Genomic DNA, 21,592 nt, shown 5'->3' on the forward strand with positions numbered 1-21,592 from the left:
GATCCATGGTCTTACTAAATTCCGCAGAGGTATATGATATGGCCACAACTCCCCGAGCGCGTATTGTTGGTACCGGCATGTACGTCCCCCCAAAGGTCGTCACGAATTTCGATTTAGAGAAGCTGATGGATACCTCCGACGAGTGGATCCGGCAGCGCAGTGGGATCGGCGAGCGGCGTTATGCCGCGGAAGGCCTTGGACCCTCTGACCTAGCGCTAGAGGCCGCAAAGTCAGCCCTTGATATGGCTGGGGTTAAGAGTACCGATCTCGATATGATCATCTTTGCGACGCTAAGTCCCGATTACTATTTCCCTGGTTCGGGTGCCTTTTTGCAGGACTACCTCGGATGTGGCACGACGCCAGCTCTGGATATCAGGAATCAATGCTCCGGATTCCTTTACGGCCTTAACGTTGCTCAGGCCTTCATCACATCTGGTCAGTACAAAAGGGTGCTTTTAGTGGGAGCCGAGTGCCACTCGCGTGCCCTCAACTTCTCGACGCCTGGTAGGGACGTTTCCGTGCTCTTTGGCGACGGTGCTGGTGCTTGTGTCCTCGTGCCGAGCGACGATAGTAGGCGGGGATTGTTATCGGTCCATGTCTATGCCGAGGGGGCTCACAGGGATTTACTTAAGATCGAGGCGCCGTCGACGCGTCAATCACCGATGATCTCGCCAGAGATCATGGCCGCCGGAATTCATTATCCGAAAATGGAGGGGCGGCAGGTATTCAAACATGCAGTCACACGTATGCCAGAGGCGGTGGCGACTGCCTTGAGTCATAATGCCATGACGCCGAACGATGTTGATCTCTATCTTTTTCATCAGGCAAACTTGCGCATCAACGAGGCGGTGATGAAACAGCTGGAGCAGCCACTCACCAAAACCTTCAATAACATTGAGCGCTACGGTAATTGCTCGGCTGCCTCCATCCCGATGTGCCTGGACGAAGTTGTCAGATCAGGCCGCGTTAATGCAGGAGATGCAGTATGCATGGCAGCCTTTGGAGCCGGATTTATGTGGGCCTCAGCGATGATGCGCTGGTGACGGCAAGTGGCTATGGCGACACTGGGGTGAATTTAGCTGGGCTGCTTAAGGCATGACTGAGCAGCTGCAGGTATTGACGGCGGGGTACTTCGATGGTCCCCAGAGTTTTGAGATGGTCGGTGAGGAATTGCACCTCAAGCAGTTCCATACCGCATATCTTCATGCGTTCGACTAATTTAACGATTGCCATTTTAGAGGCATCACGAACGCGGTGAAATTTCGACTCAGCGAAAAAGGCACCGTGCAAAGCCACGCCGTAGACGCCTCCAACCAGCTTATCATCCTGCCAAATCTCGACGGAGTGGGCGTACCCCTCCTTGTGTAGACGCTGGTAGGCCGTTTTAAACTCATCGGTGATCCAGGTGTCGGGACGCTCGCTACAGCCTTGCATGACTCCCGCAAAATCCATGTCATAAGTGTAGGTGAGGTGCCCACGTCGGATCGTGCGTTCGAGGGAGCGCGACACATGGAGTCCGTCGAGAGGAATGATGGCGCGTGGATCGGGACTTAGCCAGAGGAGTTCGTTACTATGTGGATGAGGCATAGGGAAATATCCCTGCGCATAGGCTTGACGCAGGAGATGGGTGCTCATCCTATTTCTAGCTATAGTCAAGGCTCAGATGTTACTTTTAAAGTTGGGGTCGAGCACCGGTTCATAAACTTTCGCCTCACAGAACAGCCGGAAGAGCTCCGAGTCGATTTTGCCACCTTTAACTTCCATCTCAATGATGTCAAGGGCGCGATCAACTGGCACGGCTTTCTTATAGGGACGATCTTTAGCTGTGAGAGCGTCGAAAATATCCGCGATGGTCATCATTCTAGACTGCGTTGGAATCTCACCTACCTGCGCCGCATGAGGATAGCCGGAACCGTCAAGTTTCTCATGATGCTTGGCGGCGATCTGCGGCACGTTGGCAAGTTTTTTACCCCAAGGGATCTTGCGCAAAAATTCATAGGTGTGAACGACATGACTTTGAATCTCAGCAAACTCCTCACGGGTCAACGACCCGCGCGAAACGGAGAGAGCTTTCAGCTCTTCACTGAGCAGGTAGGGATGGCGCTCGTTCCTTAGGTTGCGGTAGCTCAGATTAGCGATGTCCTTGAGTTTTTCAAACCCACCTTGTTCGAGCACCGTAGGCTCGTTGGCTTTGTTGATAAAGCGCAGATGCTCTTCAAGCTCGGCGATCTTTTGGTTTTTTTCGTACTCAAAAGTATAGGGATTGGCTCCCATAGGAAATTGATCGGGCGACTGCAGATACTGGATCACTTTGCGTAGATAGTCGACCTCAAGCGTGGCGTGAATGAGTTCAAAGCGCATGAAAAGACGCTCTAACTCACTCGGGTAGAGTTTCTTGGCCTTGGTCAGAACGTTTTCTCGTACACCCAACTTACCGAAGTCATGCAGAAGCGAGGCGTAACGAATTTCCTGAATCTGATCGTCATTGAAGAACGAGGCCTTGTACGGACCCGCATCACATTTATTGACGATCTCAGCCAGGCCCACCGTCAAGGCGGCCACACGGTGGGAGTGACCACTGGTGGTTGGGTCTCGTTGTTCGATGGCAGTGACCGATGCAGTCACCAAGCCGTCGAAGAGGTCCTGGATATTCTGGTGCATGTTGGCGTTTTCGAGCGCGATCCCTGCTTGCTGGGCAACGATTTCTGCCATCTCCTGGTCGCGTTCGTCAAATGGGATCACTTGCTCGGTGAAGGACTCAGGAGAGGTGAGTTTAGCTTCTCGATCTTTTTTGCGATTAATGAGCTGAATGACACCGATGATGTTGTGGCTAATGTCGAACATCGGCACGGTTAGCATCGAGTGTGACTGATAACCTATGCGCTGATCCCAAGTTTTATCGTGACGAGCGCCATAGGGATTTTTCTCGGGGTCTTCGCTTAGCTGATAAAGATCCTGAATGTTAATCGAGACGGCATGAATACAGGCACTGCCGACTATGGATTTTTCGTTTACAGGTAGGGAAAAAGTCGACAGATTTTGTCTGATCGAGTGATTCTGCGTGCGGTGAAACTGAATACTACCGTCTTGCACACGATTGGTTGGTGAATCCACAGTATAGATGGATCCTGCGTCGGCGTTGGTGATCTCGCGCGCCTTTAATAGAATGAGATCGAGTAGCTTGGGGATGTCGCGCTCTCCGTTAAGTTCGCGCGAGATGGACATGATGTGTTTAACTGCTTGGCTGGATTCCTGTACCTCAAGGGAGCTATTGCGCTCGTAGCGCAGCAGCGTCTGCATATTATAAATGTTGTGGACGATGGGGTAGAGGGCCGAGGGATGCAGCGGCAATCCAAGTAGTTGGATATCGGGGCTGTTGCTAATGTATTCAGGCAGTGCAGCCAATTCCGTGTGGGTTCCAGTGCAAACCAAGCAAATCGATGAGTCACTGCTCGCCTGTTGCAAGTACACCTGGAAGTCTGCGATGGCCTGCCAAACGGTACTACCCAAGAGGATTTGAATCAGGCCGTCGCGTGTGATCACGACGACGTCATCATCCGGGGTGCTGATGGCGAAGGCTCTAAAGCCAGGTGTAGTTTGCAATGCTACTGCAAGCTGGAGATGAGTGTTGATCGGGTGATCAACGGAAGATTTTTCCAGTTCAGCATCTAGCGCTGCAATAGGGCGCGGTGTCGTCGTCATGGGAGGGTCGATGCTCCGAATCGGTGAGGCTGGAAAATTGGCAGAGGATATGGTTATAGTTTAAGGCAGTCCGCGCCGAACACCAACATGCCGGCATAACTATCCGGTCACAGGAGTCTTTTCATGGATTTTGGGGTAATTATCGATGTTGAGACCACGGGTCTCTCCCCGACCTCAGATAAGATCATTGAAATCGGTCTCTTAGAGTTTCAGGTGGGGGAATCTGGCAAGCCCCACCTGCTGCGGACTTATGGTGCGCTGCAAGATCCGGGGACCGAGTTGAGCGCCGATATCATCAGAATCACGGGCCTAAGTGACGCCATGCTCGCGGGACAGCAGATCAACTGGGCCATTGTGCAGGAGATGCTGGCGCGTGCCAGTGTCGTTGTCGCTCACAATGCGGATTTCGACCGATCCTTTATCGACCGTGTGCCTGAGCTCGCAGGTCTCAATTTGCATTGGGCATGCTCGATGCGTCACATCGATTGGCGCAGCAAGCATTTTAATACTCTCGCCCTCAACCACCTGGCTGCTGATCATGGCTTTGTGAATCCCTTCGCACACCGCGCAGTCTTTGATTGCGCCACCACATTCAGGCTCATCGGCGACCATTTGCACGAGCTCGTGGCACGAAGCCATGAGCGTGAGTATTTGGTGCAAGCGGTGGGCTCACCGTTTGAGACCAAAGACATCCTACGTCAGCGCGGTTATCGCTGGGATACGGATCAGCGTGTGTGGAGCCGTATCTTAGCTGAAAGTGCCTTACCCGAGGAGCGGCAATTCCTCCAAGAGCAAGTCTATCGTGGCCGCGGTGCAGCGATCGAGCGCCAGCTGTCTGCCAGCCTTTAGGGCTGAGCGCCGTCTTCGGTCGGTAGGTTGCGTAGGGCGCGGCGCTTAATCAGTGCTGCGCCTACAAATGCCAACACGATGAGACCGAGAACCAGGTAAATCCCGAACTGGAACTGCCGGATTTTGATCTCAAGCTCCTCGAGGTTGCTCCCGAAAAGATGTCCGACATAGATCCACAGGGGCACCGAAATAAGAGCAGCGAGACCGTCGAGGAGGATAAACTTCCAGGGCGGTAAATGGTAGCTGCCGCAGGTGAAGAAAATGGGGGTTCGCAGTCCCGGCATAAACCTAGCCATAAACACCACTTTGTCACCGTACTTCTGGATGATGCCCCTCACCTGGTGATCACGGCGGTCACTCAGCAGTTTTCTGAAAAAAGCGCGGCTTCTGATCCGGGTGCCAAAGCGACGACCGAGCATGAAAACAGTCCCGTCGCCGCCAAGGACACCGATCATGCCTACGGCCACGACACCCCAATAATTGGTGATATCGTGCGATGAGAGGATGCCACCCGTGATCAAAATAATATCCTCGGGCATGGGTATGCCGAAGCCACAGGCCAGTAACATCGCGAGAATCACAAAGTAACTGTGCGATCCGTAGGGCTGAAGAAAATGAAGTACGTCGTGAAGGAACTGCATATCAACCTTTAGTGACCTGTCCTACTGATTTCAAGATGATTTCAAAGTGATTTCAAGACGATTTCAAAAGGTGCTGCAAGATGTCGCGTGCCTCGTGTACCCAGGCTTTGACCACCACTGTGTACTGGTCTAGTGCCCCATTAAATAGGGCGAGTGCCAGGCCCGCTCCCACGGCAAACATCACCACACCGATCAGGAAAAACACTAACATATGCAGTGCGATTCGCCGCAATAAAGTTTTGCTGCGTCGCCCTCCTTGGGAGGGAGCCTTGAGGCCTGTTGGTTGCCCAGAAAATATTCCCACCGCCGGATCGCTGTGCGTATCGACAGCTTCAGCCTCGATGAGGCGCGCTGAGTCGACGGTTGGGGCCCGTCTGTCTGCTTCAAGTTTTTTGGCGTCCGTCATGGCTTAGTTACCCAGCTGAGAAGACCACCCTGTCTCTGGTTCAGTCATCGGTAAGTTGGGGCCAAATTCTTAGCTCTCTATCTGACTTTTCTAATCTACGAACGCACTTGGTGCATGGCGTAAAGATTTGCTGATTAATTCGGTAACTTCACTGCTTACGGGCTCCTTCACGGTGGCCCGCAGCATAGGTCTAAACCCAGCAGCGCGGACCTGTTGCATGACAGCTACGGGACTCAGTGATGCCACATCGATGGCGCCGAGATCGTTAGCTCCGTAGTGCAGCGCTACCGCTGCAACCTTTTCTGCTGGATGCTGATAGCTTGCCGTCCCGAGGCCGTGGACCTGGCTGATAGTCGGAATTTGCGCTAGCGGAGCGATGATCGTCGCCCCATGGCCGGACGCAAGACGGGTCAGTGCCACGGCGCGCAGGTATTCGCTGGTCGTCACAAAACTGTCGGGAGACGCAGCCACGGCGACGCCACGCAGACCATTGCTACGCGCCTTTACCTGGGCAAAGAGTTCCACGCGGCGCAGGAAGTTGGACCATTGGGGTTCGCCCGAGCTAAATGCGGGGGCCGAGAGCTCAACTCTAGCCTCTGTATCGATGCCCGCTTTGTGCAGAGCTTCATGCACTGCGGCCACTTCGTTGTGGGTCAGATCGGTCTCGCTCTCAGCCGGGCTCGAGGCAAACAGCTGTAAACCGGCCTGACTGAGGAGCTGCGCTGCCTGGTCCAGCTTGAGGCTGGCGGCATTTGCGAGACGCCATAGACCTTTGGTCCCCCAAAGCGCAATCTCCTGGCGCGGGAAACGCTCACGGCAGGCGGTAATAAGTTCACTGAGCGCCGGCAGCGACCAAGTATGAGCGTCCCGCACATGGCTCGCGAGATCGAGGGCAATGACACGCGGCTCAAGAGTGAACTTGGTAACGCTGCTTTCGCAGATCTCAACTAGTTTAGTTAAAGCCTCAGCAGCCGCGGCAAATTCAGGCAGACGAACCGTGGCCGTGGGCGCAATACTACCGTCGAGTCCACCGTCAGCTGTCGCTATGCGTGCGCTAGCAAGCCGTCCAAGATCGTGCAGGCTGGCTTCCGTCGCTAAGAGCTCAAGATCGTCACCCGTTAGCGTGTCACCGTAGTCTGCTTTATTGATCGTTTGACGCACGATGTCGCGTGGGTCAGGCAATGCCGTCACTTCAGGTGCTCGCACAGGCTTATAAAGCGTGTCCCGCTCGCAAGGGATCCTTTTACTCTTGTGGATGAGTTGTTCAATAAAGCTGCGGCTCATGGCCATCCCAGAGCGGCCGCCAGCCATTCTTGAAATCTTTTCTTCGATCACCGTACCGTCGAGATCATTAGCGCCAAACTGCAATCCGAGCTGAGCAATTTCCTGGCCAAGCATGATCCAGTAAGATTTGATGTGCCTGAAGTTATCAAGGTAAAGCCTGGCGATCGCCAAGGTCTTCAGGTCATCATAGCCAAACGTATAACGGTCGATCCCCATCTCGTTTTGAAACGGCTGGAATGCGAGAGGAATAAACGCATTGAAGCCGCCCGTCTCATCCTGGAGCTCACGCAAGCGGCGCATGTGATCGACACGGTGACCGTAATTTTCAATGTGTCCGTAAAGCATCGTGCAATTGCTGTGCATACCAAGGCGATGCGCCAACCTGTGGGTGTCCAGCCATTGCTCTGCCGATACTTTTGTATCACAAATGACATCGCGGATTTCTGGGTGGAATATTTCGGCTCCGCCACCCGGCAGTGAGCCTAAACCGACGTCCTGCAGCTCTCTCAGTACTTCCTCAATAGTCTTGCGCGCGCGTCTGGCTAACCAATCCAGCTCGACCGCGGTAAAGGCCTTAACGTGTACATGAGGGAAAGCCGCTTTTACCGCTTTAATCATGTCTTTGTAGTGATCGAATTTCCAGCGCGGATGCAGGCCACCCACCATATGGACTTCGGTAGCACCCTGAGCCACGGCCTCGCCAGCCTTTGTGACCATTTCTTCAATGGAATAGGCGTAAGCTCCCTCCTCGCCAGGTTTGCGAGAATAGGCGCAAAATTTACAGCTGAGTGCACAGATATTGGTAGGATTAATGTGCCGATTGACGTTGTAAAAGACCAAGTCGCGATTTTTTTTGCGGTTAACTTGATCTGCTAGCTGGCCAAGGGCAACTAGTTCGTTACTCTGAAATAAGGCAAGTGCATCATCTTCACTAAGACGAATGCCTTGATCGAGCTTTTTCGCTACAGAGCTTATAATGTCCATCGTCTACTCCTGGTCAGCCATGGCACGTTTAGAAACGGAGGCTACGATTATTCGTATATCGCATCGCTGAGGCTTATCGGGCCACAAAGTCCGCTGTCAGCACCGATGGCAAAAAGCTGCGTGATAGCCTCGCGCACATCGGTTTGCAGAGCCAGACTGCGACGATTTACGTACATGGAAATATATTTCTCGCCACCCGTGAGGTCTAAGTCAGCTTTTGACGATTTCATGGCCTCGACCAAAGTGGCGTGACGATTGGTCAACCCCACCTCAATGCTACGGCGCATGATGGCCGTCACATCAGTGATCACGTCAGCACCGAGATTTCGTTTAATAGCATTGGCGCCAAGTGGTAGTGGCAGATGGTAGCGCTCACTCCACATAAGCCCTAAATCGCCAATTTTTTTCAGGCCGCGTTGTTCGCAGTTGAGTTGTAGCTCGTGGATCAAAATGCCCGCGTCAACCGCGCCAGAGAGCACCGCATCGCCGATGTCGAGAAAGCTCATGGGCACAGCTGTAAACGCGCCGATCAGGCCTCGCGCGGCAAAATAAGCTGAGGTTTGTAGGCCAGGCACGGCGATTTTACGATGCTGTAGCTGGCTAGGTTGTTCAATATGACTGCCTGGTTTGACAATAATCGCAGGGCCAAAATCGTCACCGATACTGGCTCCAATTGGCATCAGTAGATATTCTGCGGCGAGTCCAGGATAGGCAGCGATACTAATCGCCGTGACATCGTAGACGCCGTCTTTGGCTGCTTGATTGAGCTGCTGGATATCGGCAGCGGTAAACGTAAACTCATAGGCCCCGGTATCGATGAGTCCAGCTCTCAGTGCATGCACCATAAAGGCATCATCGGTATCCGGACTATAGGCAATCGAGATGGATGTTTTTGTCATGGAAGCTCCACTGCGCACACGTAGGTGCCACTAAGTCGTTCTTTGAGTTTTGCTAGTTGGCTGTCAGCCTGGGTCGGCTCGAGAAGAGCCAAAATACAACCACCGCCACCAGCACCGGTTGGTTTGGCTGCCAGGCAGCCCACGTCTAAAGTTTGGTCGATAAGTGTACGCAGCGGTTCCGTGACCACACCGGCGGCCGCTAGATGACGCCCAGCCCCTTCCATGCCTTTGGCCACCAGACTTTGATTACCCGCTCTGAGGCCGCTTATGACTTGTTCTGCCAGAGCGTCAAAGGCGGCTATACGCTCGGGCCCTTGGCTGTTTTGAAAGTACGGGGCTGCCACTTTAATCATGCTCAGCGTCGATGACCGAATACCGCTGTCGATCAGGGCAAAGCGCCACTTAGCGGAACCTACTGGTGGCGTCACCTGCAGCACCTCTGGGTCGCTGCCTTTGCGAAAGGAGATCGCTTGCTCCAGAGCCACCGCGGCTGTGTCTAGACCGGAGGGGTTGCCGTGAAATCGCCGCTCCAGCTGATTGCCAAAATGCGCCAAGTCTACCGTCGCGAGCGCCTTGCCTGCAGCTGCGGCAATAGCCTTGAGAATCACGATGCAAAGACTTGCCGACGAGCCGAGGCCAGCACCGATCATGACGGTCGAGTGACCCTCAAGGTCAACAGCAAATGGCTCTAGCTCAAGGACGCGGAAGGCGTCCTCGACCACTCCCCGCAGATGGGACGTAGCCGGTCGACCGCCAATGAACATACGAATTTGCGGTTGCCCGTGACGATCTTGTTTACCGGAGGGAGTGAGATTCACCGCCATTTTTAGACTGGGCACCGGCATCGCGACGGCGCGCGCACCGTAAACAACCGCATGCTCTCCAACTATGATGGCCTTGCCAGACGCGCTGACCTGCACCGAGGGCAATACTTTTTGCGCGGCAACCGGCCCCTTGGTCTCGGACGATCTGGCTCCGTAATCAACCTGTGTCATGCGAGCTGCCTCCCCGTGATACGCGGACCACTACCCGTGCAGTCGCTGATCAGGGTCACCTGGGGGAATGCCGCCAAAATGCGGGTAGCAATCTTGTCGCGATCCCCATGCTGACAGATCACGTGAATGTTGGGTCCGGCATCGATGGTGAAATAGGCTGGTAGTCCTCTGGACTCCCGCTCGTTCCTCAGCCATGTGATAAGTTCGCAGCTAGCATCGTGCAGGTACCGGAGGCTCGGTGTTGCCGTCATCATGACGGCATGCATTTCTAGCGCCTCGGCCTCAATTTGCACGCCTAGGGCGTCTAAATCCCGGGCGGCAAGCGCAGCGCGCACCCGACGCATCCTCTCGGGTAGTCCGGCTAGCCGCGGGCGGTACAGGGGACTCGTGGCTGCAGTCAGATGTCCGGCAGATGAACTGATCGCCTTCTCTTCCCGCGAGACAATGCAGATCAAGTCTGCCAGTTGCCAGTGCTCGTGGTCATAAACCTGCATCACACTCTGTGCATCAGGCTCTAGGCCTGCGCTCCACAGCACGTAGCCGCTGTGAAAGCTACGACAGGCGCTGCCCGATCCCAGTCTGGCAAGAGCGGCTAGACGTTCACGGTCAAAGCCGGCGGCCGCAAGCTCTGCAAATGAGCTGCTGCCAGTCCAAGCACCGATCGCCGCCAAGGTGAGCGCACCCAGGCCGCTCGCACTCGAGGCTATGCCGCAGCCGGTAGGGAACGTGTTGCGCGTTGCAATATCGAGCGCTCCGTCCAGGGCGAGTTCACGACGCAGAAATGCAACGTGACGCAGCGCCTTGTCACTTGGATCGACCGTGACCAGCTTGCCGTTTTGATCTTCGCGTCGCAGCGTGTCGCCCCCGACACCACGGACAACGCGTGCCGTGGTGATGGATTTTGCGGCGTTAAGCGTCATCGACAGCGAGTCGTTGGCGGGCCATTGCCGCTCCGGATCACGTTTGCCCCAATATTTTACGAGGGCGATGTTGCTTGGGACCTCGACCGTTACCTGAAAATCGGTGTCACGGGATGAGCTCATCTTAAGTCTCCTCTCGCATGTTCGTGCGCATGATGCGCAGGCCTTGCGCGCCAAAGCTCGAGGGTAGTAAATGCCACCCAAGCGGGGCGACCGCAGCGGCAACCTTGGCCGCGTCGTCGCTACTTCCGAAAATGAGGACCGCATCTTCACCACCGGCACCAGTGGTCTTCATGGCCCAACGTTCCTCCCAGCCTAGGACTTGCGATGCCTGTGCAAAAAGTGCGCTCGGGAACCCAGGTGCGCCAGCAAATAGACGCCGATGATTGCGTGTTGCTGTGACAAGATCTTTGAAACAAGTGAGCTGATGTAAGTCTAGCGCGCTATCGGCACCGAGCATCGCCCACAGTGCTTCGTTGATGGCTGTATTAATCTGGTCCAGTTGATCGGATCTGGCTTCACCCTTGCCGCCATCTCGGAGCCAGCGCGACGTCGTGCCAATGGCTGATCCAGTCGGGGCGCCTCGTCCGCCGACAAGTACATGGGTAAAATTGGCTAGACGGACGGTAGCTCCCTCGCCCAGCCGCTGTAATGCTAAAGGCCAAGTGTTTATATCGGCGCTCGTCTGGCTGACCACGATGCCACCCATCCACTGCGTCGCGATATCGTAGCCGGACGCCTGTTGCTGAGCCGTGCGCTGTAACTGCAGTGCCGTGCGGGCGACGGCGCCCAACTCGTCCTCGGCCAGCGGTGCTAGTTGCTGTTTTTGTCTTGCGATGTCGCCGAAGGCAGCCAAGACGGCAAGTCTCAGAGCCGACGATGAGCCAATACCGTAGGCGACGGGTAACTCCGACGACACTTTGAGTTCAATGTTGCTGACTCCGTAAAGCTGCATGGCGCCAGCGACGGTGGCGAGGAGCGGCTCGTCCGGATAGTCTGCGGGCGCACTACCGTCAGGCACCAGCTGGGTGGTGGCCCAAATGTCAGAACTGACGCGACAACCATCAATGGTAGGTGCCTCCAGCTCGGTCGCCTCAGCCGTTAGCACACGGTCTAAAGTGGCGGCAGTTGCAGGTGCCCCACCAATGGCAGAATATTCACCGGCAAGCATGATTTTACCTGGTACAGAGACCGCGACGTGCAGGTGAGAGCTCATTCTTTACTAGCACCTCGCCGATCGAGGAGGTCTAGATTACTACGGTGCAGACTCATGTGACCGCGTTGAATCCCCTCTGATGCCAGAGCGCGCAGTGCTGAGAGATTCTGCGCTAGCCCCACAGCTGCGATGATATTGGCAAGCTCTTGTGCGTCTGGTTGTCCAAGCAAGCTCAGGGCTGCCTGGGCCGACGGATGTAGTCTTGTCACGCCACCAACGACCCCTACTGCCAGCGGTAATTTAAGCTGACCGATAAGATCACCAGCATCGTCTAGCGACCACTTGGCCATGGGCAAATACCTGCCGCTCAGACTTGCATAGGCGTGTGCCCCTGCTTCCACCGCGCGCCAGTCGTTGCCTGTGGCGATGACGACCGGGTCAATGCCGTTCATGATCCCTTTGTTGTTAGTGGCGGCGCGGTGCACATCGTGGGCCGCAAATTGGTAAGCCATCACGATACGTGCAGCCACCCGCGCGCCCTCAAACTCTGCCGTCGTCAGTGCTGCCTTTGGCACCCGGCAACTGACCTCGGTCATACGACGGTCTGTCAAGTTGGTCAGGATGCGTAGGCCAATATCAACCGGCAGCAGCTCTGGCATCAGCGTCGAAACGCGTTCAGCCATGGTGTTGACGATGTTAGCGCCCATAGCATCGCAGGTGTTGATGTGTAAATGCAGCACCAGACTGCGGATCTCAGGTATGAAGTGCCAGGTGAGATCAACCGCGCCACCACCGCGCGCCAGCAGGCGATCCTGGCCACGATTGGCGTACTCAATTAATTGTTGTTTACGCTCTTGCAGCACGGCGTCATAGTCACACTCATGCTGCAGCATGAGTTGGATTTGGCCAGTCATGACCGGAGCTGTGCTGCTGGCGTTAAAGCCGCCTCCCGCCCTTGCCAGCTTAGCGCCGTGGCTAGCGGCAGCCAGCACGCTAGTTTCTTCCACTGCCATGGGCACGAGGACATCACGCCCGTTGACCTTAAAATTAGTGGCGATCCCTAGCGGCAGGCCAAAGGTGCCGACACCGTTTTCAATAAATACGTCGATGAGCTCTCCGCGCAGATTACCAGCATGACCAAGGGCGTCGATGTCACCGTCGCCAAGCCGCGAAAAACTCTGCACGGCACGTAGGCGCTCTGACCGCGGCAATTCATAGAAGCCTGGGAGTCTGGAAGACTGAGCCTCAGGTTTCCGGTCGCTGGCAAGTTCGCTGTCCTCACGCTCCTGGGCGGTGCCGTAGTCCGCCTGGGGCTCAGTGGTTGCTGTTGCTGGGCGGTTAGTCTTTGCTGATTTTACGTCCATCTTCAACCTCAATGCGTCAGTAACGGGGGGTGCTACGACTGACCGGTTCCGTTGCGGTGTACCGGTCGACCAAAGTGAAAAACTGCTCGGAACGATGGGCACGCCGGGCCAGATCGCTCAGCGAAGTGGCGCCGGTCGCAATCATGGCAATGCGTAAACCCTGGGCGAAGGTTGTGAGCTCCTCGTGCACAGCCTGTTCGCTGAGGAGCGCTGCTCTGAGTAGTGGCAGTCCGATGCCGCAAACATTCGCGCCGAGTGCGCAAGCTTTAGCCACCATCAAGCCATCCCGCACACCGCCAGTAGCCGCCAGTGATACATGCGGCAATGCCGCACGAATGGCCGCGAGCGAGACGGCTGTGGGAATGCCGAAGTCGCGATAGGTGCGCGCCACAGCGCGGGTCACCGGTGACGACGCCCGTTCACCCTCGATGAGACTCCACGACGTACCACCCTTGCCGCCACAGTCTAAAGCCGCAACGCCCGCCTCAATAAGTCTCTGCGCCGTGATAGGATCGAGTCCTACACCGACCTCTTTGATCAACAGAGGTACCGAAAGAGCCCGCGCGACAGCGGCAATCTTGGCGAGGACGCCGCGAAAGTTACGATCGCCTTCGACTTGAATGACCTCTTGCAGCACGTTGACATGAATGGCCAGAGCATCGGCCTCGATCATCTCCACAGCGCGTTGACAAAGCGATACAGCATCGGCGCTGAGTAGTTGGGCGATGCCGATGTTACCGATGAGAAATAGGTCTGGTACCGTTTTCTTCACGGTGAAGATGGCCGCGTGATCCGGATTATCTAATGCCACCCGCTGCGACCCCACTCCCATTGGGATGCCGCAGGCGGCCGCAGCCCGCGCGAGCCGTAAATTGATGTCAGCGCCACGCGCTAGTCCACCGGTCATGCCGGTAACGAGAAGCGGTAGTTTGAAGCGATGACCAAGGAACCACGTCGACGTGTCGAGCTCGCTCCAGTCCAACTCAGGCAGGGCACAGGGCAGGAGCGTGATCTCTTCAAGTCCCGTGTAGCGGTCGCTAGCCTCGACATCTTGGGACGCGCAGATGTTGATGTGCTGATTTTTTCGCACCAGAGTCATGAGGTCGGCTAAGTGCACGCGATCCGCAGATACGATGCTCACGCGCATGCGGCCGTCATCGGAGGTTTTTTGCACCCCCTGCCACCTGAGAGCGAACTGGTGCTCCTCACCAAAGGTGACGCTTAGCGTGCCGCTGGCGGTATCTAGAGGTAGCGGTGAGGCGCGGAAACTCACCATCACGGCATCGCTGGACAAGGCGTGCACCGCCCCACGTCCGAGCACGACATCGTGACAAACTAGGGCTGGATCAAGGGCGACGAATTGGCTGCTATCCATCTTGGGTGTGCCTACACTCTTCGGTCCTGGGGTCAAAAATAACGGACACTTGGCCTCAGACACGGTAGACTAACGCATAGCGTCACCGAGTTCTCACTCAAAGTTGAGGCATCTTAAGGTATGGGCCGAAGGGCCAGGGAGTCAACGTGATTTCCATGCACAGGGTCAAAATGTCATTTGGGGGCACAAGTATCCTAGATGACATTTCTTTTTCGGTGTCGCGGGGAGAGCGCGTCAGCCTGATCGGGCCAGGTGGGAGCGGTAAATCGACCGTTCTTAAGCTCTTACTTGGATTATTGACGCCGGATGCTGGCGATATTGTGCTGATGGACACCGACATGATCCGGGCCAGCGACCGCGAGCGCCAAAAGACGCTGCGCGGCGTAGGTATGGCTTTCCAGCAAGGGGCTTTGTTTGACTTCATGACCGTGGCCGAGAATTTGACCTTCGCCATGGAACACATGACGGATCTTGGGCCAGAAGAGGTCGAGCAGCGGATCGATAGTTTGTTGGCAGGCGTTAAGCTAAGCCGGACTAAAAACATGTACCCCTACGAGCTCTCCGGCGGGATGCAGCGCCGCGTCGGTATCGCTAGGGCACTGGCGACTGATCCGGTGGTATCCATTTTTGATGAGCCCACCGCAGGACTGGATCCAGTGACGTCGACCATCATTCTAAACATGATTTCAAACCTTGCTGGTGCCAGCCGAGACTGCGCTCAGCTCATTGTCACGTCCAATGTCGAGATCGGCATCCGCTTCGCCGATCGCCTACTCGTCCTCAATGAGGGGCGGATCGTTGCGGATGGGCCCTGGCGTGAGCTCTTGCTGCATGGCTCCGATTGGGTTAGGAATTTTCTCGGAGTTCGGCTCATAGGTTTGGATTTTGAGTATGCCCAGGGGCTAAAACTACCGGCTGAGTTCCTGGCCCAACACTGGTCGCGATGAAGATGAAAAGGTAGTAGCAATTCATGTATTGGCTAATGACCGCTCTGGCGCGTCTCCTGACGAGCCTACCTGACCGGGTCGTCGACAGGCTGGCTTGGCTCTTAGCCATAATGGCTTTTGATGGCCTGCGTGTGCGGCGGCGCACGGTCTTGGCCAATCTGGCGCTAGCATTTCCCGAAAAGTCTCCATCGGAGCGGGTGTCTTGGGGGCGGATTTCCTTTTATCACTTCATTTTGACGACCTTTGAATTTTTGACCAGCTCGCGCCTAGATTTGGCTGGCACCGTGACCATGCATGATGACGTTCACCTGCGCACTGCCTTGGCCGAGGGCAAGGGCGCCTACATCCTCTGTATGCATCTCGGCAACTGGGAGGCGATGGGTGCTGCGTGTTCGCGCCATTTTGGGCCGTCGCATGTTTTGGTGAAAGCAGTGGGTACATCTGGGCTCAACCGTTTTGTCTCAGAATACCGGGAGCGCAACGGCTTTCATTGGGTTAAGAGGCAGCGCAAAGGGGACGGTTTAAAGGCGATCGCCAACATCCTCGCGCGGCGTGAAGTGGTAGGGTTCGTTATGGATCAAGCGCGGCCTGGTGAGCCTAAACTGCCGTTTTTTGGTCACCCGGCAAAAACAAATACGAGTTTTGCGGCGATTTTGCGTCGCTATCCCGCGCCGGTTGTGCCTAGTTTCGTCATCCGAGAGGGCTTCCACCGACACACGGAATACTTTCTACCTCCGGTTGAGGTATCTTTCACTGACGATGCACAGGCCGACGTGCTCAGACATTCGGCGCAGTTTAACAAGATCGTCGAGGATTGCGTGCGGCGATGTCCTGAGCAGTATTTTTGGCTGCATAACCGGTGGAAGTGAGTGATGACCTCGATGGAACAACAATCCCGCGTTTTCGCGCCCAGACTTTTCGTGACCGATATCGATAACACGTTGTTCGATTGGGTGGCATACTACGTAGCTGCCATCGGCGCCCTCATTGCCCAAGTTGAGGTGACTATTGGCGTGCCGCGTGATGTGCTTGCCCGTGAGGTGCGGCAAGTTTTTACCGCGCATGCATCGATAGAATATCCATTTTTGGTGCAGGAACTGCCCTCGGTCATGGCTCATTACGGTAACGACATTGACCGGATGTTGCGCGAGGCTGTGGAACCCGCGCGTGCCGCCTTTCTCGCCGCGGGACAGCAAAGGTTGAAACCATACAGCGATGTCATTGATACCTTGCGGGAACTTCGCCGACGCTATCCCGGGATGCCCTGCGCTGCGCTCACTGACGCACCACGCTACGTAGCGATGTGGAAACTCAATAAACTGGGGCTACTGCCATTTTTTGACGCCGTTTATGGCCTGCGCGACCCGCGGTTGCCGACGCACAAAGAGCTCGGTCGTGTCAAAGTTGATAGCGAAATCCTGCTCAAACATTTGAGTCAACACAGCTTTGATTTTGCCGGACGGATCCGCATTCTGCCGGACGAATACGAGAAACCGGGACACCGGGGCCTGAAGACAGTGCTCATGGACTACGAGCTTGACGAAGCTGACGTCGCCGAGCGGCGCCGCGTCATCTGGATTGGCGATAATCGCCGTAAAGATGTGGCTCTCGGTAAGCGTCTCGGGGTTTACACCATGTGGGCATCGTACGGTAAACCAAACCCGACAGATTTAGCTTCACTAGCGGATTTTAGCCCTCTAAGTAATATAGAGAAGAATGCCGAGGTGGCAGCCGGAGGCGACGCTTTGTCACCCCCCGACGCGGTGCTAGAGACATTTGGCGACACGTTGGCGATTATGGCGCAACTTTGAGTGCGCCGGCGGCAATAGGGGTGAGCCAGTCAATAAAAGCCGGTGCAAGCGTATAAACGCCGCCCACTTCGCAGGTGCCTGATCCGCGCGACGTGACGCCCACAACGCGGAGTGCGCCCTGTGTATCAGGTACAAAGACGGGGCCTCCGCTGTCGCCCTTACAGGTGTCGGGTGCGCCAGCTGCGCCGGCGTAAAACTCGGTGGCAACCAGGGCGGGGATCTCGATGATCTCCGATTTCCGAATCGAGCGGCCGTGATCGTCAACCTTGAGTACGCTTGTTTTTTGTTTATAAAGCGCGTTAAACGGCGTCTCCGCGGTGGCGAGCTCATGAGCAGTCCACGGCGAGTCCCAGGCCGATTTTTGTCCGTATCCTGCAAGGACAACCTTGGTTCCGTCTTTGAGCGCGGAAGCAACAGACTCCTGCGCCAGCACGGTACCCAATACAGCATCTGCAGCGGGCGTAGCCAGTTGCCAGACTGCAATGTCATAGGCCTCTTTCAAACGCACGGCTCCGTCCGCATCCTTACCCATCCTAGAGCGTTGAAATTGTGGATGCACCACCAAGCGCTGTACGGAGATGCGCGCGGCGATCGCCTTTTCTGGTTGGCTCTTGCCGACGACAACGCCCAGGGTGCTGGGATCGTACTCCCGGTCTTTGCTATCGACGCTGCAGTGAGCTGCGGTCAGGACCAGTGTCGGTGTCAGCAGAGTGCCGGTACAGAAGGAGTAAAGAATCCCCTCGCTGTCAGGCTTAATGAGAGCTACGACGGGCAGGGTGGCGGCGTCGGCGGGTGTACCACCGATGACTTTGGCGTCGCTCGGGGTTGACCTGTCAGAGCAGCCGCTTAGGAGCGAGATCGCCAGCAAAAGAGTTGCACCAGAGTGCCGTAGACTCATCATCGCATTCACCTAACTATCTGAAAATGTTGGAGTGTATTTACGTGTCGGCCGCGGCCGCGCCCCACACATGCTATATCCAGCCTATCTTCGCAAGTCCAAATCTAAAATGACTCCTCGACGTAGTCGAGATCGGCACCAAACGACTCTTCCATCCCGTAGAGTGCCACGAAGGCCACCGCGATACAGGTGAGACCCAGGATCAGAGCGCTACCGGTTAAGTCAAAGTTAGGAATCAGCGACTTGAAGACAAAAGTTAGGAGTACCACCGAACCGCGGACAAAGTTGGGGACACTGATCGATACCAAAGCCCTGATGTTGGTGCCAAACTGTTCGGCGGCCATAGTGAGGAACACTGCCCAATAGCCGGTTGCCACGCCTACGACAAAGCTCATAACGTAATAAACTTGCGGGTCGAATCCGCGCATGTTGAGTAAGGCAACGATCGCCATCAAGGTCGCAGTCAGAAATACGCCCACCACCTTCTTGCGGCTGCGCCACCATTGCCCGATAAATCCTGTGATCAAATCGCCAACGACGATGCCAGCATAGCTACACATGACGGCTGTGCCTGCGGACACGGGCCCCGTAGCGCCAAGCGCGCGGCAAATTTCGGGCGAAAACGTGACGATGATGCCAATGCAAAACCAGGTTGGAATACCCACGACAATGCAGCGCAGGTAACGGATCAGCCGGGCAGGTGACTTGAAAATAAGGCCCAGGTCCCCCTTGGGTACCGATCGATCGTGTAACTTGTGGAACATGTTTGACTCAAGCAAGCGAAAGCGGGTGACAAGCAGCGCCAGACCCATCAAACCGCCGACTAGAAAAGCGGTGCGCCACGACAAGAAGTTGGCGACTAAGCCAGCGAATACGGCCCCAGACACACCGATGGCAGCGACAAAACAGGTTCCGTATCCCCTAGCGTGCCGCGGCAAACTTTCCGACACCAGGGCAATCGCCGCACCAAGTTCGCCAGCTAAACCGATCCCAGCAAGTAAACGCAGCAACGAGTATTGCAGCGTATTTTGGACAAAGGCGTTAGCCAAATTGGCAAGGGAATAGAGGAGGATCGAGCCAAAAAGCACCGATACCCGGCCTCTCTTGTCGCCCATGATACCCCACAAGATCCCGCCGATCAGCATGCCAGCCATTTGCATATCGAGCAGCTGCACCCCAACCTCTAACTGGTTCGGTCCGGTAATGCCGAGATCGTTCAAGCTCGGTACCCTGACTATCGAAAAGAGAACCAGATCGTAAATATCAACAAAGTACCCTAGGCCAGATACGAGCACCGTGGGGTTCAGCAAGATTTTGGTCAGACTCAAATCCGTGACGCGCTCGCTCATTGCTGGGGCAGCTCCCTAAATTAGATCACTATGAATTAACTTTTCAAAGAACGTTTACACAGAAAACGGGCATCCTTCACTCTTAAAGTGAGGTGATGCCCGTCCTGATTCAAGTAGCCAAGTAAGGTTTACTTGTGCTCGTCGTGGCCTTCGCCGTGAGCTTCTTTCTTGTGCTTGCCTTTTTTCTTGCCAGCAGCTTTGCCAGCTTTTTTCTCTTCTGGTTTTTTTGCTTCTTCGGTAGGAGCTGGAGCAGCTTCAGGAGCAGCTTCGGTAGCGGCTGGAGCTTCTTCAGTGTGGCTGTCAGCGTAGCTTGCGGATGCGAACAGAAGGCTAGCAGAGAACAGAGCAGCAACGAATTTCATAACATCTCCTGCAAACAAAAGTGGGACAACAAAACAAACAATAACAGAGCTTTTACGGTCCCTTACGTCAGCTATAATGTCAACTGATTTTATTGACGTGGTGGTTAAAACGGCCGAACCAGTTGAGTCGAGCGGGATTGCTGGGCGCGCCGCTGACTGGCACCTAATTGCTCCGCGCTCCAACCAAACTCCGTCATCAAGCGCTCTTCTTCCCGCGCGAGGGAGGTAGCAAAGATTCCTGGATCATCAGCACCTATAATGACGCTGAGTCCCGACGCCATGAAGCGAGGTAAGGGATGAGTGTCCTTGCTCAGGTTGCCGATGAGCATATTCGAGGTGGGACAGGATTCGATGATCGCATCGTGATCCCGTAAATGGCTCATGACGGCATCCTGCAGGCGTGCGCAGTCGCTGGCTACCGCTGACGTCCAAGTGGTGGTGATGAGTTCTTGTTCTGGTGCACCTGCAATAACCTTGAGTGCTGATTCGATGCTGGCGGGCACAATGTCGTAACCTTGGGATCCCAACCAACTCCGCGACGCCAGGAGCCACTGCAAATGCCGCCGTCTCTCGCCCGCAGTCTCACTGACCGTGTGACCGATGTAGAGATCCGGATTGATACCCAACGCTAGGGCATGGCCTAGCCTGTGCACACCCAACGCCTGTGCCTCGCTGACCCACCGGACAGCACTGGCTAGGGTCTTGTCGGCAAAGGATTCTCCGACATGATAGAGCACCGCCAATCCCTTCTCTGGACATGCGGTATTATCAGCTAGGATGCGTCTCACTAAAGGTGCCGTGAATTGCGGTGGATGATGCTCTTCCATGCCACAAAAATCTATGGCGACCACGGCGTCGTAGCGCTGTGGTTTGGCATCCAGCACCTCTTTTAATATTTGGTACTGCAGTAGCCCCACTTCGTGCCTACGCATGATGCTGAAGACGATTTTGGGAGCAAATGATCCTGCAAACTTGGCTGCCAGTTCTAAAGTACGGTCAGCAGTTACGGCAAAGTAATGACGCAGATCGTCGGGACCCAGATGCGGCGGGGCAAACAGTCGGTATTCCCCATAGGTGATCCCACTAGCAGCCTGCGCGTGCATCACGTGACTTAGTACCGTCGTGTCCCCGGGCGTTATGGGGAGTAGGGCTATCGCGAGGTTGAAGGATGCCTGAAACCTTGCGAAGGGATGTGCCGAGGTAAACAAAAAATCACGACGAAGTAAATCCAGACCTGCATCGCTTGACCAGTACTGCCGCGAATCGGGCCGGCGCCCATACGCCTTCTCGTATTCCTCTGCATACCATGCTAGGCGAGGTACAACTTTTTCAAAACGGTCCCGACCCAGAAGCCATAGATCCTCGGGAGTGAGGCAGCCGTAGAGATGACAATGGAGCTCGTCGGTGAGGTGTTTAGGTCTCAATGGTACCATGTGGGTGCTCGTTTGCGCCGGTTGCCGTTATGTCCACTTTGGGCCTGGTGATTGACAGCGCCTAATCCTTAAACGCTTTGGACCTGCCACAGAATACCTAGTTTAAGTCATTATTATCCTTCAATTCAGCTACTTATTTGTACCCGTCTTTTTCATTACATTGCAATTACTATGGCCCCGATTTTGCAACGAAATTCCCATCTCCCGTTGTCTACAT

20 protein-coding genes are annotated in these 21,592 nt (G+C 55.3%); 5 read left to right on the plus strand and 15 right to left on the minus strand.

The genetic code is table 11. The annotated features are described in order from the left end of the window. The first annotated feature begins 38 nt into the window (after positions 1–38). Positions 39–1,043: a ketoacyl-ACP synthase III gene (locus FJ146_13420; protein ID MBM4252966.1), complete on the plus strand. Its 1,005-nt coding sequence runs from the start codon at positions 39–41 to the stop codon at positions 1,041–1,043. Positions 1,044–1,053: 10 nt separating this feature from the next. Here the strand turns inward: FJ146_13420 and FJ146_13425 are convergent, their stop codons facing one another. After that, positions 1,054–1,635 (minus strand): leucyl/phenylalanyl-tRNA--protein transferase, encoded by a 582-nt coding sequence (locus FJ146_13425; protein MBM4252967.1) that lies wholly within the window; start codon positions 1,633–1,635, stop codon positions 1,054–1,056. 24 nt (positions 1,636–1,659) lie between these two features. After that, positions 1,660–3,702 (minus strand): GAF domain-containing protein, encoded by a 2,043-nt coding sequence (locus FJ146_13430; protein MBM4252968.1) that lies wholly within the window; start codon positions 3,700–3,702, stop codon positions 1,660–1,662. A gap of 123 nt (positions 3,703–3,825) precedes the next feature. On the opposite strand from FJ146_13430, the gene FJ146_13435 reads away from it, so the two are divergent. Next, entirely contained in the window at positions 3,826–4,551 is a 726-nt protein-coding gene (locus FJ146_13435) for a 3'-5' exonuclease (GenBank protein MBM4252969.1), read from the plus strand. Here FJ146_13435 and FJ146_13440 read toward each other — a convergent pair. The 9 genes from FJ146_13440 to FJ146_13480 form a co-directional block, all read right to left on the minus strand. Continuing rightward, positions 4,548–5,192 carry a DedA family protein gene (locus tag FJ146_13440; GenBank protein MBM4252970.1) on the minus strand — a complete coding sequence of 215 codons (645 nt, stop codon included), beginning with the start codon at positions 5,190–5,192 and terminating at the stop codon, positions 4,548–4,550. The genes FJ146_13435 and FJ146_13440 overlap by 4 nt on opposite strands. A 52-nt stretch (positions 5,193–5,244) precedes the next feature. Further along, positions 5,245–5,598 carry a hypothetical protein gene (locus FJ146_13445; GenBank protein MBM4252971.1) on the minus strand — a complete coding sequence of 118 codons (354 nt, stop codon included), beginning with the start codon at positions 5,596–5,598 and terminating at the stop codon, positions 5,245–5,247. Positions 5,599–5,688: 90 nt separating this feature from the next. Continuing rightward, a complete protein-coding gene (mqnE, locus tag FJ146_13450) occupies positions 5,689–7,866 on the minus strand; it encodes an aminofutalosine synthase MqnE (GenBank protein MBM4252972.1) in 2,178 nt (725 codons plus the stop codon). 47 nt (positions 7,867–7,913) lie between these two features. After that, complete coding sequence (locus tag FJ146_13455; protein ID MBM4252973.1) at positions 7,914–8,765, minus strand: ABC transporter substrate-binding protein; 852 nt, start codon at positions 8,763–8,765, stop codon at positions 7,914–7,916. Further along, positions 8,762–9,760, minus strand: a complete 999-nt coding sequence (locus FJ146_13460; GenBank protein ID MBM4252974.1) for a hypothetical protein — start codon at positions 9,758–9,760, stop codon at positions 8,762–8,764. The genes FJ146_13455 and FJ146_13460 overlap by 4 nt, the downstream gene beginning before the upstream one ends. Beyond that, positions 9,757–10,947, minus strand: a complete 1,191-nt coding sequence (gene mvaD / locus FJ146_13465) for a diphosphomevalonate decarboxylase (GenBank protein ID MBM4252975.1) — start codon at positions 10,945–10,947, stop codon at positions 9,757–9,759. Before mvaD ends, FJ146_13460 begins: the two co-directional genes overlap by 4 nt. Beyond that, a complete protein-coding gene (locus tag FJ146_13470) occupies positions 10,805–11,896 on the minus strand; it encodes a hypothetical protein (GenBank protein MBM4252976.1) in 1,092 nt (363 codons plus the stop codon). Before FJ146_13470 ends, mvaD begins: the two co-directional genes overlap by 143 nt. Beyond that, positions 11,893–13,200 carry a hydroxymethylglutaryl-CoA reductase, degradative gene (locus tag FJ146_13475; GenBank protein MBM4252977.1) on the minus strand — a complete coding sequence of 436 codons (1,308 nt, stop codon included), beginning with the start codon at positions 13,198–13,200 and terminating at the stop codon, positions 11,893–11,895. The genes FJ146_13470 and FJ146_13475 overlap by 4 nt, the downstream gene beginning before the upstream one ends. Before the next feature lie 16 nt (positions 13,201–13,216). Continuing rightward, on the minus strand, positions 13,217–14,575 hold the full coding sequence (locus tag FJ146_13480) for a type 2 isopentenyl-diphosphate Delta-isomerase (protein ID MBM4252978.1): 1,359 nt from the start codon (positions 14,573–14,575) through the stop codon (positions 13,217–13,219). Positions 14,576–14,721: 146 nt separating this feature from the next. Between FJ146_13480 and FJ146_13485 the strand changes: the two genes are divergently transcribed. From FJ146_13485 to FJ146_13495, 3 genes are read left to right on the plus strand one after another with little or no spacing between them, the layout of a single operon-like run. Beyond that, positions 14,722–15,522: an ATP-binding cassette domain-containing protein gene (locus tag FJ146_13485; protein ID MBM4252979.1), complete on the plus strand. Its 801-nt coding sequence runs from the start codon at positions 14,722–14,724 to the stop codon at positions 15,520–15,522. Between the two features lie 23 nt (positions 15,523–15,545). After that, complete coding sequence (locus tag FJ146_13490; GenBank protein MBM4252980.1) at positions 15,546–16,391, plus strand: hypothetical protein; 846 nt, start codon at positions 15,546–15,548, stop codon at positions 16,389–16,391. Positions 16,392–16,403: 12 nt separating this feature from the next. Then, positions 16,404–17,333: an HAD family hydrolase gene (locus tag FJ146_13495; protein ID MBM4252981.1), complete on the plus strand. Its 930-nt coding sequence runs from the start codon at positions 16,404–16,406 to the stop codon at positions 17,331–17,333. Here the strand turns inward: FJ146_13495 and FJ146_13500 are convergent. From FJ146_13500 to FJ146_13515, 4 genes are all read right to left on the minus strand, one after another. Further along, positions 17,317–18,234, minus strand: coding sequence for a trypsin-like serine protease (locus FJ146_13500; protein MBM4252982.1), 918 nt, complete (start codon positions 18,232–18,234; stop codon positions 17,317–17,319). The two genes, FJ146_13495 and FJ146_13500, sit on opposite strands and share 17 nt — an antisense overlap. A 101-nt stretch (positions 18,235–18,335) precedes the next feature. After that, positions 18,336–19,580, minus strand: coding sequence for an MFS transporter (locus tag FJ146_13505; protein ID MBM4252983.1), 1,245 nt, complete (start codon positions 19,578–19,580; stop codon positions 18,336–18,338). A gap of 128 nt (positions 19,581–19,708) precedes the next feature. Further along, the gene (locus FJ146_13510; GenBank protein ID MBM4252984.1) at positions 19,709–19,942 is read right to left on the minus strand and encodes a hypothetical protein; all 234 of its coding nucleotides are present in this window, start codon (positions 19,940–19,942) and stop codon (positions 19,709–19,711) included. Between the two features lie 104 nt (positions 19,943–20,046). Then, positions 20,047–21,375 carry a hypothetical protein gene (locus FJ146_13515; protein MBM4252985.1) on the minus strand — a complete coding sequence of 443 codons (1,329 nt, stop codon included), beginning with the start codon at positions 21,373–21,375 and terminating at the stop codon, positions 20,047–20,049. Between the last annotated feature and the right edge of the window lie 217 nt (positions 21,376–21,592).

This window comes from Deltaproteobacteria bacterium, from assembly GCA_016874735.1.
Taxonomy (GTDB): Bacteria; Bdellovibrionota_B; Oligoflexia; order Oligoflexales; family CAIYRB01; genus CAIYRB01.